General features: G+C 38.9%; 12 protein-coding genes. 1 reads left to right on the forward strand and 11 read right to left on the reverse strand.

Going from position 1 to position 14,541, the window contains the following annotated elements; genetic code table 11:
- Positions 1–48 precede the first annotated feature (48 nt).
- The 3 genes from IGJ49_RS09770 to IGJ49_RS09780 form a co-directional block, all read right to left on the reverse strand.
- Positions 49–2,502: a cation-translocating P-type ATPase gene (locus tag IGJ49_RS09770; protein ID WP_023519977.1), complete on the reverse strand. Its 2,454-nt coding sequence runs from the start codon at positions 2,500–2,502 to the stop codon at positions 49–51.
- A 224-nt stretch (positions 2,503–2,726) separates the two neighbouring features.
- A complete protein-coding gene (locus IGJ49_RS09775; protein WP_438723300.1) occupies positions 2,727–3,611 on the reverse strand; it encodes a phosphate ABC transporter substrate-binding protein PstS family protein in 885 nt (294 codons plus the stop codon).
- A 141-nt stretch (positions 3,612–3,752) separates the two neighbouring features.
- Entirely contained in the window at positions 3,753–4,223 is a 471-nt protein-coding gene (locus tag IGJ49_RS09780) for a hypothetical protein (RefSeq protein WP_010734995.1), read from the reverse strand.
- A gap of 199 nt (positions 4,224–4,422) precedes the next feature.
- Here IGJ49_RS09780 and IGJ49_RS09785 point away from each other — a divergent pair, with 199 nt between their 5' ends.
- Complete coding sequence (locus IGJ49_RS09785) at positions 4,423–4,788, forward strand: hypothetical protein (RefSeq protein ID WP_438723303.1); 366 nt, start codon at positions 4,423–4,425, stop codon at positions 4,786–4,788.
- Positions 4,789–4,933: 145 nt separating this feature from the next.
- Here the strand turns inward: IGJ49_RS09785 and IGJ49_RS09790 are convergent, their stop codons facing one another.
- From IGJ49_RS09790 to IGJ49_RS09825, 8 genes are all read right to left on the reverse strand, one after another.
- Positions 4,934–5,515, reverse strand: a complete 582-nt coding sequence (locus IGJ49_RS09790) for a hypothetical protein (protein ID WP_010734993.1) — start codon at positions 5,513–5,515, stop codon at positions 4,934–4,936.
- 42 nt (positions 5,516–5,557) lie between these two features.
- Complete coding sequence (locus tag IGJ49_RS09795) at positions 5,558–6,880, reverse strand: hypothetical protein (protein WP_438723305.1); 1,323 nt, start codon at positions 6,878–6,880, stop codon at positions 5,558–5,560.
- Positions 6,881–7,269: 389 nt separating this feature from the next.
- Entirely contained in the window at positions 7,270–9,333 is a 2,064-nt protein-coding gene (gene copB / locus IGJ49_RS09800; RefSeq protein WP_414458098.1) for a copper/silver-translocating P-type ATPase CopB, read from the reverse strand.
- A 127-nt stretch (positions 9,334–9,460) separates the two neighbouring features.
- Complete coding sequence (locus tag IGJ49_RS09805) at positions 9,461–11,644, reverse strand: heavy metal translocating P-type ATPase (protein ID WP_023519982.1); 2,184 nt, start codon at positions 11,642–11,644, stop codon at positions 9,461–9,463.
- Positions 11,645–11,854 carry a copper chaperone CopZ gene (gene copZ, locus IGJ49_RS09810; protein WP_438723308.1) on the reverse strand — a complete coding sequence of 70 codons (210 nt, stop codon included), beginning with the start codon at positions 11,852–11,854 and terminating at the stop codon, positions 11,645–11,647.
- A 13-nt stretch (positions 11,855–11,867) separates the two neighbouring features.
- Positions 11,868–12,308: a CopY/TcrY family copper transport repressor gene (locus tag IGJ49_RS09815; protein ID WP_010734988.1), complete on the reverse strand. Its 441-nt coding sequence runs from the start codon at positions 12,306–12,308 to the stop codon at positions 11,868–11,870.
- Positions 12,309–12,383: 75 nt separating this feature from the next.
- Positions 12,384–12,917, reverse strand: coding sequence for a DNA topology modulation protein (locus tag IGJ49_RS09820; RefSeq protein ID WP_023519983.1), 534 nt, complete (start codon positions 12,915–12,917; stop codon positions 12,384–12,386).
- A 103-nt stretch (positions 12,918–13,020) separates the two neighbouring features.
- Positions 13,021–14,484: an APC family permease gene (locus IGJ49_RS09825; protein WP_010734986.1), complete on the reverse strand. Its 1,464-nt coding sequence runs from the start codon at positions 14,482–14,484 to the stop codon at positions 13,021–13,023.
- Positions 14,485–14,541: the final 57 nt, after the last annotated feature.

Genomic DNA, 14,541 nt, shown 5'->3' on the forward strand with positions numbered 1-14,541 from the left:
CTGTTTTAGGAGGTTGACGCTATCTCTTTGTACCCAACAATTCTTCGCTCATTTCTTGAAAAATGGAAATACTTTTCTCCAACGTTTTTTCGTACGTGTCGTATCGATCTTATCTAAATGCAAATATTTTTCCACGAAAAAGGTCAACTGACGAAAGATGGATTCTGCTGCGAAAAAGAGCATGACCACCATTAAGATAGACACTGGCGAAATGGCTGATATTGAAAATAGTTTATGCAAGAAGACAACAGAAAAGACGATTCCACTTGCACAAAATAGTATGATCCGTGTTCGAAATTGATTCAATGGTTGACAGATTTTATAAAGGACTAAAAAGCCAACAACGATCAGCAACATGGTAGAGGCTGTCGACGTATCGGTTTTGTTCAGATTTAAAATTGAACCACCCACGACTAAAGCGCCTACCACCATCATATCGGTCAGACCACCCGGAATGGCTTTTTCCAAGACGTTCTCAATGAATCGGCCTTTGATTCGGTTTTCATTTTCTTCCAATGCTAATAAAAAGGAAGGTAACCCGATCGTAAATAAACTGATCAATGTGATTTGTGAAGGTTCTAATGGATAAGTGAATGCAAAAAGAACAGAAAAAACAGACAATAAGAATGAAAAAATATTTTTTACTAAGAAAAGGCTGGCAGAACGTTCGATATTGTTTACGACACGCCGTCCTTCGCCAACAATCTCTGGCATTTTAGAAAAATCTGATTCCAACAAGACCACTTGTGCAGCTTGCATCGTCGCTTCATTCCCTGATGCCATCGCAATGCTACAATCGGCTTCTTTCATCGCCAAGATATCATTTACCCCATCCCCAGTCATCGCCACTGTATGCTTCTCTTTTAGTAAACGAACAAATTCCTTTTTTTGTTCTGGTTTGACACGGCCAAAGACGGTATATTTTTCCATGGCTTCTGGAAATTCTTCTTCCCTTAACGAGGAGACATCCACATATTGCTCCGCGTTTGAAATACCCGCTTGTGTGGCAACATGAGAAACTGTCGCTGGGTTATCACCAGAAATCACTTTGATAGCAACATCTTGCTTCTTAAAGTAATTAAACGTCGCTTTCGCTTCTTGACGGATCGGATTAGCAATCAATAAATAACCTAACGGGATAACGGCTTCTTCCAAGTCTTCTTGTGACAGTATCCCTTGGTATTCACCGAAAACTAATACCCGATAGCCTTGATCCGTATACGCGCTAAATTCAGAAGCATAACTCGTGAACGCTTCACGTAAGACCATCTCTGGTGCTCCAAGGACATACGTTTTATCTGTAAATGTCACGCTGCTATATTTTCTCACAGAAGAAAAGGGTAAACTTGCTGTTGCCTCTCTGTCAGAATGCTTCGTGAAGTAATTTTTGATTGCTTGCATCGTTTCATTGTCAGCTTCGATTGCCTGTGCGTAGTCACCAAGTAATTCATCCAACTGATCTGCTGTTTGTTTTGCTAAAGGATTTTCAGGAATCAGCACACGTTGAACGTCCATTGAATTTTCAGTGATTGTTCCTGTTTTATCGACACATAATACATCCACTCGTGCTAACGTCTCGATACTTTTCATGTCATGAAGCAACACTTGTTGTTTCGCTAAGCGTGTCGCACTCATTGCTAGAGCAATCGTCGTGAGTAGGTACAGTCCTTCAGGAATCATACCGATCAACGCAGCTTCCATCGAAACAATACTTTCCCTCAACGTATTGCCATTGTAAAAATAGCTTTGAGAAAATAAGGTCAATCCAATGGGGATAATGATGATCCCTACCCATTTGATGATCCTATCTAACGAAGCAATCATCTCTGATTGTTCTCCAGTACCCATTTCTTTTGCCTGCATCGTTAATTTGGCAATATAAGATTCATTGCCGACTCGTGTCAACTGAACCTTCGCTTTACCCGCGACGATGAAGCTTCCCGACATTAGTTCGTCGCCGATTTCCTTATTTATCTCATCCGCTTCACCAGTCAATAGCGCTTCATTCACTTGTAGATTGCCGTCTATGATCTTTCCATCTGCGGGGATCTGGTCTCCTGTTTTTAGAATGACGAGATCATCTAGCACTAACTCTTCGATAGTTATCTTCTGTTCTTGACCATTCCGTAATACTTTGACCGTTGCGGCGTGTAACATGCTCAACTGATCTAAAATTTTCTTGGAATGGATCTCTTGATAGATTGCGATGCCCGTATTTGCCAATATGACAGGTAAAAAAGTCAAATTTTTATAGGAATTGACGACACATAATAGAATCGCTAAGACTAAAAAAATCAGATTGAAATAAGTAAAGACATTCTCCATCACGATTTGCTTGTTCGTTTTAAATGTAGGACTCGTTGCTTGATTGACAGCGCCAACACGTATTCTTTCTTGTACCTGTGTGTCTGTCAGCCCTTCATTTTTGTTAGGATCAATGCGTTCTAATTGTGCCAACATTTGCTGCATCTGTTTTTTTCGTTGTTTTTCTTTTTTATTCATAGCTAATCCCTCAACTTTTTTTCTACTCTTTAACCATACGTCATTTTGTCCAATAAATCCTCAGATATAACTGATATTCTTCTTTCAAAACTGTCATATGAAAAAAAACGAAACCGTAGAGTGGGCAATAAACTAAAAAAGCTTAGATCCTCAACGAGGAACTAAGCTTAATGATCAATGGTAGTCGTTTTGAATAAACATGTGATTGAAAGATGTATTCAATCTTATGATAAGTTACCTTCTGCGTCACGTTCAACTTTCATCATGCTGATCGGTAGGTAGCCTAAATCTTGTACTGGTCCTTCTTGAACGGCATCTGTCATCATGAAGTCTAAGAACTTCTTCACTTCTGGTTCAGGTTCGCCATTTGTATACATATGCTCATAAGACCAAATTTCCCAGCTGTTGTCTGAGACATTTTCAGGAGTTGGTTCTACACCGTTGATTTTCAACGCTTGAGTAGAATCATCTAAATAAGAGAAAGCTAAATAGCTGATCGCACCTGGTGTTTGTGAAACGATTTGACGAACTGTTCCTGATGAATCTTGTTCTTGAGATTGTATTGGTACAGCGCCATCTAATGCCCAGTATTCAAAGGTTGCACGAGTGCCGCTTCCGTTTGCACGGTTGATGACGTTGATTTCTTGATCTGCTCCGCCTAGTTCACTCCAGTTAGTGATCTTACCAGTGAAGATGTCGATCAATTGTTCTTTTGTAATATCTTCAACGCCTGTATCTTTATTTACGATTGGTGCCATTCCAACAACTGCTACACGATGGTCTACCAATTTACTTGCATCGATTCCATCTCTTTGTTCTGCAAATACATCAGAGTTTCCGATTGTTACAGCACCTGACGCTACTTGACTAAGACCTGTTCCACTTCCGCCACCTTGAACAGAAATCTGATAGTTGGGGTTATCTTGGATAAACATTTCTTGTGCAGCATCAACTAAAGGTTGCAAAGCGGTTGAACCGACCGCTACGATTTTTACTTGATCATCTGAACTAGCCGAGTTGCTGGCTGATCCATCCGTACTTCCTGAACCAGAACCACATCCAGCTAAGATAAAACCTAATACTCCTAAAGAAAATAAAACTTTTTTCATTTATATGCCCCTTTCTTAGTTACAAATTGATTGTATCAGGGTACTGTAAATCCTAGATATTGAATATGTAAAGTTATTGTTAAGTTGTGTAAATATATCGTAAAACAAAAAAATGTCCGAAAATGGACGTCCTACAAAAAACTATATCTTTTCTATAAGTAAAGATTGTTCACGGATCTCTGTATAATAGAATAGGCCGACTGCTAACGCAAAGGAAGCAATCGCTACATAAAAACAAGGTTTGATGGTCAAAAAATACATCGCAGAATAGCTTGTATCTTTTAGTCCACTTTCACTTAATCCATTCGGACCGATGATGATCCTCGGTAATATCGAGAAATAAGATGTAAAGACCAGCATAGAAGAAAACTGGATCAAATGCCAATTATACTTTTTTATAAATGTTTTTGAAACGATCAAATTCACACTGATCAAAAAATAAAAAAGGGTCAATGTCGGAAAATTTTTGGAAATAATAAAGCCACTTCCATTGATGATGCCAAGAATCTCAGCACCTTGTACCACTGCATTCACCCATGTAAAAGGCAAAAGAAAAATTGGGAAAAACCAAAGAAACAAATACAATTGTTCTAGTTTTATTCTCTTTTTCATACAAAACCTCCCAAAAGACACTCCATCTATCATACTATATTCTATTTCTCTAAAAAAACTGAGGGGAAAGACTAGTTTTTTAAGAATAAAGCAATGAGAGTTTATTCATTTTATTCAGAATATTTCTAAAAAGAATTGATTATTCATTGTTTGATTTTACAATTAAAACCAAGGAGAACTGATTTGGAGGAATGGACCTTTGCAATTATTCTACATAAAAAAAACAATCTACTTATTGATGTGTGTGCCTTATTTTTATCTTGCTCTACTTTTTGATTATTATTATCATTCAGTCATCCTATTTATACTATTGATATTTTGGGCTTTTTTCCTTGGTTTTACGTTGAGACGAGCCAATCGTTTAGGAACATTGGTTCTTGGCAATCTTTGTTCTACGATCACCTCTTATTTATGTTTTGCTAAATGTACTGAATGGCATTTTTTATATCATCCTTTTCCCCCTGAACAGATCATCTTACTGCTCGCTGGTATTTACTTATTTCCACAGTTATTAGGGATCATTTGGGGTAGTATATTTGCCTATTCGCGTAAGCAAATAAAATAAGCGTTCACTTTTTTAGATAGCAAAATAAAAGTAAAACCCCCAGAGACGGCTAGTGGTCGTTAGAGGGCTTTACTTTTATTTTTATATTCTTTTTGGCCTAGGTTCGATGTTTAGCGAAGCAATCAAGGCAACACTTCGTAGTTTTTTATATTTCATGTAAATAGATTTTTTTGATGATCAGCTTATCGAATAGTTGAGATTGACTATCTTGTTCACCGATGATCTCTGCGATCACGATTTTACCATTTGGTTTTTTCCTTAATTGGTAATTGATTTTACCCGTTTCTGTTAATTCATTGAGCATATCAACAACCCCGCCAAAACCAGTTTTCTTCGTAATGAATCCCAATGCCACCATTCGTTCATCAAGATTTTTAGCAGAGATAGATACACCTGTAACTAAATATTGTTTTAAGGCGCTAACCAATTCATCCAACGATTCAGAAGTGGATACGATGGCCGTGCGATTTTTTGTGAATGGTTCGTTTGTCCCAGTTCCATTTGTTTTTGCCTCTTCTGTTTCTGTCGCAACGAGTTGGCGAAGCGTGGCTAATTCTTGCAACAACGTCTCATATTGCTCTTGGGTCAACATCACACCAGCAACTTTTTCACGATTAAAAATATATACGCCTGTTTCAGCTTTTCTAGCTTGGTCAAACACATCCATCGGCGATCTTTTCACTTCTGTAATTGAAGATGTAGGTACTTCTAGTTTCTTTAATTCCAATGGATTTTCCTCCTTTGTTTTTCCAGTCCATTATAGCATATTCTAGCGTTCGATGATTCGTTTACTCGTAAAAGTTATATTTGTGTTGATCCAATAATCGATGTCTGATAATAGTTTTTCGATTCCAAGTGAGTCTTGATAAAAATAAGTTTTCTGATCATTAGTGAGACTAGCAGAAAAAAAATGGTCTGTGATGACAAGCTGAGCATAACTAGGTGGCTTACTCCTGGTACATACGTGGATCGATGTGCGTTTGCGATGACGTAACGTTTTATCTAAAATTGCTGCAAGTCGTCTAGCTTCTTCATGGTCATAGCGAAAAAAGAATACGATTTTAACTTCCGGTGCATACATCTCCAGATAGCCTCGTTCATTTAATAATTTCAGCAACATCCTTGCCCAATCGGTGGTTGGCTGAAACAAAGCTTGTTGCAAAGCGATACGAAACTGGTTTGATTTTTCAATAAAATTAGGGATCGTGTCTGCTAATGCTTGGTAGGCAACAGCTTCTTCATGGATAAAGCGATCATGAAGACCAATTGAATATTTTAACCACTCTTGGAATAGTACTCTTGTTATTTTCTTTTTGTTGGAACTTTCAAAATCATTCGTCAACCAAAATAATGAATCTAATTTTTCAGTAACGATCGATAATTTTTGATTGACGGAGGTTTTTTCGATCCTTTCCCACCGCTTGTCTGTGATCAAATGGCTATTCAGTCGCAGGATAGCCCGATAATTCTTTTCTTTTGTCGGAAGCTTTTGTTCAGAGCGAAAGAGTAGTTCTGGAAAAATCTCATAGAAGAACAATTGATGATTTGTAAAAATCTCAATATCTGTATGTTTGGGACGTTGGTCTAGAAGTTGGATGAATAGTTCTGAAAATGTTTGATCATGGTCTTCCTTAAAAAAAGTTGGGAACTCTTTGAGAAAACAAAAAAGTAAATATCTGATTTTTCGTTCAGAACCATAGATTTGTCGCTTTTTGTAGGAAAAAGAAAGATGATAATCCCCTAGCCATTTTTTCAATCGTTCTTGTGCGGAACGATCGTATTCGAAGGAGTATTCCCTTTGTAAAATCAGATCCCGTAATAAACAGAACGAATCCGATCGGATCAAAAATTCAAACAAAAGAAATGGCTCATTGTATGCTTGATGATAAACCAGTTGGACTTCTTTTTTGTCATACGCTAGTTCTAAGGGATAATCCTCTGATTTCAATCGCTTCAAATAACGATCGATCGTTTTGACATCGACATCCATCCTTTTTGCTAAGTCGCTTTTCTTCCATGTCAGATCTTTCATTTGGTTGATCAGTAAAAAGATATTCTGTGCATTTTTTGTTAGTAATGTTTGCCAATTCATTGCTTAACCTCACTCTATCAATAGTTTTTCCAGAGTGGTTCATCAATACTCTGAAAATGTCTCTTATATAAAGTACGCAAAGAAATATTTTTTATTTTTATTATTTTACTAATTTACAAAATTAACCAGAAATTAATCCAAAGTCTCTCGTTTGTGTAAATCATACCAACGACAAAAAAGAAGTGAGCCCTTCGTTCTCTCCCACCACCTAAAACCGGATAAACAACAGGAACAGAAGTAACTTCTTCGGAAATAAGACGCCAGCCACAAAAATTTGAAAAACAATTTTCGTGGCTGGCGCCTTATTTCTTGAGACTGAACACTTCTGTCCCGACCGCATTGACATAGTCATATTCACTCTTTATTCAATAATTATTTACTAAAAATGATCATTCTTTGATCTTCAACGTCAACGCATTCAGTGCTACAACTACGGTACTCAATGACATCAAGACAGCTCCAATCGCTGGGCTTAACAAAATCCCGATCGGCGCAAGAATCCCTGCTGCTAAAGGAATGGCAAGAATGTTGTAACCAGCTCCCCACCATAGGTTTTGGATCATTTTCTTTCTCGTTTGTTTGGCTAGATCTAAGAAATGCAAGATATCTTTTGGATCACTGTTGATCAAAACCACATCCGCTGAGTCGATCGCAATATCGGTTCCTGCTCCAATCGCCATCCCGATCGTCGCACGTGCTAAACTTGGGGCGTCGTTGATTCCGTCACCGACCATGATGACTTTTTTCCCTTGTTCCTGATAACGTTTGACGATATCTTCCTTGTCATTTGGTAAAAGTCCGCCATAATACTCTTCAATACCTAAGTATTGTGCGACCACTTCTGCTGCATGTGGATTGTCACCAGTCAACATCACCGGAGTGATATTTCTTTCTTTGAGACTTTGAATAAAGGTTTTTGCTTCTGCTTTGATGATGTCGCCTAAAGCCACTAATCCCACTAAACGATCATCGATCAATAGAAAACTGACTGTATTCCCTTGTTCTTCGTAAGGAGTTAATCGTTCCTTTGCAATTTCAAGTCCTAAACGTTTGATTTCTTTTTCGTTGACTACTTTTACATTCTTATCTGCTACTGTGCCAGTTAAGCCAACCCCTGAAAGATTTTTTTGATTCTCTGCTTGATAAGGAGAAATATTTTGTTCCTTCAAATAACGCATGATCCCAATGGCTAAAGGATGATTGGCGTTCGCTTCTAAGGCACCTAGATATTTCAATAGTTCTTCTTGAGGATAATCATCGTCTAAGCTTTCGATACCAGTGACGGTGAACTTTCCTTCCGTCAACGTACCTGTTTTATCCAGCATGATGACATCTAACTCATTGGCTTGTTCTAAGGCGCGACGACTTTTGAGCAACAACCCATTTTTAGCAGCAATCGATGTCGAACGTGCAACAACTAAAGGAATCGCCAAACCTAACGCATGAGGACAGGCAATAATGAAGACGGTGACCATCCGTTCTAAAGCAGTTGGTAAATCGGTTAAAAAGAGCCACACAACAAATGCCAATAGGCCGGCGATCAATGCGACATAAAACAACCATTTGGCTACTTTGTCAGACAAAGATTCTAGTTTTGACTTTTCACCTTGTGCTTGACGGACCATATCCATGACTTTTGCTAAATAGCTATTTTCACCAGTTCCAGTTACTTCGATCTCAATAGTACCGTCTCCATTGATCGAACCACCGATCACTGGATCAGATGTTTGCTTTTTGACCCCTCTGGATTCGCCAGTTACGGCAGATTCGTCCACGATCGTTTCACCTTTCAGGATCTTCCCATCCGTTGGCATTTTATCTCCTGCTCGAACGACTAAATGATCGCCCTCTTTGACCTCTTTTAAAGAAATTGTCTCTTCTGTCCCATCTGTTCGTAATCGTTTGACCGTTTCCGGTAATAATTCTGCTAATTTCTGTAACGCATTACTTGCATTAGAAACGGCACTCATTTCGATCCAGTGCCCTAATAGCATGATGACGATCAACGTCGCCAATTCCCAGAAGAAGTCCATCACATGAGTATGGGGATTGATGAGATTTGCGATAAAAGAATAGACACTATAAACATAGGCGACACTGATCCCCATAGCAATCAAGGTCATCATTGCTGGACTTTTTTGTTTCAATTCCATTTTAGCGCCACTTAAAAAGGGTTGTCCGCCATAGATGAACAAGATGGTCGCCAGGATCAAGACGAGCCAATCAGAGCCAGGGAAAGTCACTTGAAAGGGGAATTCCATGCCCATCATGGGAGAAAACAAGATGATCGGAATCGCTAGCAACAAGGACAACCAAAATTTTTGTTTAAAATTCCCCATGTGCATCGAATGATCCATCCCGCCGCTCATATGGTCATGATGATCCATTGAACTGTGGTCCATTGAGTGATGCTCATGTGCCATGCTCTCGTGGTTCATTTTTGTATGGTCCATACTCGTATGATCCATTTTATGGTGTGTCATGTTCGTTTGTTGCTTCATTTCATCATGATGATGCTCGTGCATCGTTTGTTTTTTTTGCTCGTTCATTTTCATTCTGTCCTTTCCTTTGTTGAACCGTTTATTTCTTCATTTTTTGGTTTAGACTTAATGAATTGAGTAACACACTGATTGAGCTAAAGGCCATCGCTCCTCCGGCAATGATTGGATTCAATAAGCCAAACGCAGCAAATGGAATGCCAATCGTGTTATAAATAAATGCCCAAAATAAGTTTTGTTTGATTTTTTTCAAGGTCACACTTGAAAGTTCGATCGTTTGTCCAATCGACGAGAGTTGACTATTCATTAACGTTACATCTGCTGTTTCCATAGCGATATCGGTGCCATTCCCCATGGCGATACCGACATTTGCTAAAGCCAAGGCGGGGGCATCATTGATACCATCACCGACCATCCCCACTTGTTTTCCTTCTTTTTGCAATTTTTCGACATATCCTGCTTTTTCATCAGGTAATACTTCAGCAAAGATGTGTTCTTTTGGAATACCAACTTCTTGTCCAATCGTCGTTGCAACTGATTGATTGTCCCCTGTGACCATATAAACTGCCAATCCTTGGGCTTGTAATTGTTGGATTGCTGATCGTGCGTGTTCTTTGATCTGATCAGCCACAGCGATCATCCCCAATACCTGTCTGTCATCTGCAAGAAACATCACGGTTTTTCCTTGTCGTTCTAATTGTAACGCTTGTTCTTGATACGCTTCAAATGAAACGTTCAGCTCCACTAGTCGTTTTCTCGTACCAATAAAATAAGATTTTCCATCTATTACCCCACTGATCCCAGCACCCGGATGTGCTTTTGCTTGAACCACAGGCAAAGTCGCGATCGCCTGTTCTTTTCCATAAGTCACAATGGCTTTGCCTAAAGGATGCTCTGAGCCTTGCTCTAATGTGGTGGCGATCGTTAACACTTCTTCGTCACCAATAACGTCTGTGACCACTGGTTTACCTTGTGTGATCGTACCAGTTTTATCTAAAAGGATCGTGTCTAGATGTGTTGCAGCTTCTAATGCCTCGCCGCCTTTGATCAAAATACCCTTTCGTGCGCCTAATCCTGTACCAACCATGATAGCAGTTGGTGTCGCTAGTCCTAACGCACAAGGACAAGCAATAACCAACACTGAAACACTATGGATCACTGCCAGTTCCCAGTTGCCACTGATGAGTCCAGTGACTATTAAGGTAAAGAAAGCAATGACTAAAACGATAGGAACAAAAATACCAGAAATCTTATCAGCAATTTTTTGGATCGGTGCTTTACTTCCTTGGGCATCTTCCACCATTTGGATGATTTGTGAGAGGACAGTTCCTTTTCCTACTTGGGTCACCGTCATTTCAAGAATCCCTGTGGAATTGATGGTTCCGCCGAAGAGTAGATCCCCCGTTTTTTTCTCAACTGGCACACTTTCTCCAGTCAACATTCCTTCATCGATCGCACTATCTCCTTTGATGACTTTCCCATCTGTTGGGATTTGTTCTCCCGGTCGGACGAGTAAAATATCCCCAATCTCTACTTCCTCGATTGGTATGGTCTTTTCTTCACCATTTTTTATGACCTGTGCTGTTTTTTTCTGAAGAGACATCAACTGCTTGATGGCATCGCCGGTTTTACTTTTGGCTGTGTGTTCCAAATATTTTCCTAACAAAATCAGTGTGATGATCATATTGCTACTTTCAAAATATAAGTCCGATGAATGTGTACTGAAAAAACCATTGTATACACTAAGCGCAAATGCGGCGGTCGTACCGATTGCCACTAACACATCCATATTGGGTGCGTTTGTTTTGATGGCATGATACGCTCCTTCATAAAAGCGCCAACCAATATAAAACTGGACAGGGGTTGCTAAAATCAGTTGGACCCATGGATCATGGAAAAAATGGACAAGCGTTCCGTGAAAGCCTAACATCATTGCAATCATCGCGATCATCATAGGAAGCGTCAAGATAGCACCTATGATGACATCTCGCTTCATCTTTGTTAAATAAGTTTGCTTTTCTTCTGCAATTTTTTGCTTATGGGCCTCATCATATAAAATCGCACCATAACCAATGGTTTCAACACTCTGGATCAGTTCTTCAATTGATACTTCCTGATAATTGATCGTCGCTTTTTCTGTTGCCAGATTAACAGTCGCAGATAATACACCGGGCTGTTCATTCAACTCTTTTTCGATTCGTGCAGCACAATTGGCACAAGTCATTCCAGTAATCACGAGTGTGTCTTTTTTAGCTGGATACTCCATTTAAATCACCTCTGCTTGATAGCCTAAATCATTGATTGCTTGACATATCATAGATGGTTGGATCACTGTTTCATCTAATGACACAGTTCCGATCTCTTTTTTTAAGTTGACATTAATTTTTTTTACACCCGGTAGCGCATTGACCGTTTCTTCCACTCTTGCAACGCAATGTTTACAGCTCATTCCTTTGATCGTTACTTTTGTTTTCATCCCTGTTTTCCTCCTAGTTGTTTTGATGGCAATGACATTGTCCTGGAATGCAATTGCACTGGATATCTGTTACTGGCTCTTTTTTCTTTAGTTCTGCCATGATTTGGTCAATATCTGCATGTGTTAAAGTTGCTTCTGAGACAAGATCTGCAATCGTCTCGCCGATTTTCTTCGCACAAATATGTGAGAATAAATTTTCAGCAGCACTTTGCACAGTGTCCGTTTCAGACACCGCTGGGTGATAAATAAATTTTTTCCCTTCTTGTTCTGTCCAAATCGCTTCTTTTTTGACAAGTCGTCCTAATAACGTTTTGACTGTTGCTGCTTTCCAGCCCATTGATTCAGAAAGGATCTGTGTGATTTCCTGAGCTGTGGTGTCTCCTAATGTCCAGACGACACGCATGATTTCCCATTCTGAGTCACTGATTTTGATTGGCTTTTTCACTTCTTCCATATGTATCACTCTCCTCTTCGTTTACAAATGTAAACTTGAATTCTAAATACAGATTACACTTGTAAACGAAACGTGTCAACTACTTTTACTTCGCCATTGCTCTAGAAATTTTTTTTGCTGTCGTGAACCATTCAAAATGACTAATTTTCCTTCTGCTCCTTGTTCATAGATTTTTTTGATTGCTAAGGGTTCCCTTTCTTTCTTGAAACGCCAAACAAAAAGTAAAAAGTCCAAATATTCTTTGTCGAATTTTTCTATAAATTCTTCTGGAACATCTGGACGGGTACTTTTATCTAATTTTCGTTTAATCGAACGTTTGACCACACGATACATCGCGATGTGTCTCGGCAAGCGAAGTAACAGGATCAAGTCAGTTTGTTCAATTCGATCTTTTGCAATCGATAGATAATTCCCTTCGATGATCCAATCCTTGTTCTCAGCCATAAATTTTTCCTGTTCTTTTAACAACCATTGCTTAGCTGCTTTTCCATAGTCCGTTGTTAGCCACAAACGATCCAGTGCTAAAAGAGGGCTTCCTGACGTTGCTTGTAAGCTTCTTGCAAGTGTGGACTTACCTGCACCCGACTGTCCAATAATCATTATTTTCATTTTTGTCCTCCTTCGAATGGTCATCTTTTTATTTTACCTCTTATTCTTAATAACTCAAAAAAAGACCGAACCAATCGTTGGACTGATTCGGTCAAATCTTATTTTAAAGTTGAGAAACTGGTTCTTTCAATGGATTTTTCTTATTATCACGACGCGCGATTGCTGGTAAGATCATACCTAGTAAAATCAAAATGATCGGTGTGACGATGTTTGAGATCAATTGGAACCACCAAGCTTGTGGATCAGCAGCGTATTCCACTTTTGGTACCATTCCCAAAATACATGCAAACGCAGTGAAAGCAAAACACCAAGCACCAAAGATGAATCCAACTTTAGGATTTTTCACGAACTTATATTCTGACGTGAATTTTTTGTATGCTTTGTTCAACATCATATAGGCTAGGAATACCCATAAGTAACGCATTGGCATAACGACTGAATTTAAGTTCGTCAACCATTTAACTAATTCATTCATATCTTTGATACCAATAATCGGTAATAGAATGATGATACCGACTAAGATACCAGTTAACATGTAACCATTGACCAACGTTCCTTTACGGTTACGTTTACGTAACCAACTTGGTACAAATTCTGGATCTGCATCGGCTAACAAGATCTTCAATGGCGCATCAATAGAAAATGCCAAGGCAGAAATTTGACCGACCATATTCGTCAATGCATAGATGATCATCAATGCATTACCGATACCATAATAGTTACCTAAGATTTGGAAGGCACTGTACGCACCGTTTGCCATTAAATCTTTCGGAATATTGTCACTTGCAAATAACATACCCATTGCCACAGAACCTAAAACAGCACAGATACCGACCATTGCTGCTAAAAAGATCATCCCTTTTGGAAATTCTTTTGCCGGGTTACGTGTAGAATTAACATAAGGAGAGATTTTCTCAGCGCCTCCTACAGCAAAGACTAACATTGAAACAGTCGTAAAGTAACTAAAGTCAAACTTAGGAATATACGTTTTGACTTGGTTCATATTTGCTGTCGCAAATTCCATCGTTGGATTGATGAATGGCGCAGTAACAGCAAGTAAAATGAATAATAATGACATGACGAACATCGCTGTACCTGCTAAACCACCGATAACTTTTAACGTTGATAAGCCTTTTGTTGATAGATACAAGAAAGCTAAAAAAATGATCAAGGAGATCACTGCGACCATTTGGACAGACATCGTATTGACGATATCGCCATTTCCTTGAACTGCCCAACCAGCTGCAATCAAAATCGCTTGTGGTTTTTGTGCTAAGTATGGAATATGCACGACCCAATATGTCCAGGCAGCATAATAAGCTAAGCGTTTATTCGAAGTAGTATTTTCTACCCAAGAACTAACGCCCCCTTTACTATCTTTGAATGCTGATCCTAATTGACCGACGATCAGTGCATAGGGGATAAAATAAATAGCTAGGATCAATAACCATGAAGTGATTACTGAGATTCCTTGTTGCGCGTAGTTATTGACGACATTCCCCATACCCCAGACCATGTTGAATGCAATCAACGCTACTGTAAACCAGCGCAGTTGTTTTTCGTTCATCTGATTTCTCCTTTATAAATATTTAATAATTATTCATTGACTATCATATTCAATTTT

This window comes from Enterococcus sp. AZ171 (assembly GCF_051714005.1).
Classification (GTDB): Bacteria; Bacillota; Bacilli; order Lactobacillales; family Enterococcaceae; genus Enterococcus_B; species Enterococcus_B pernyi.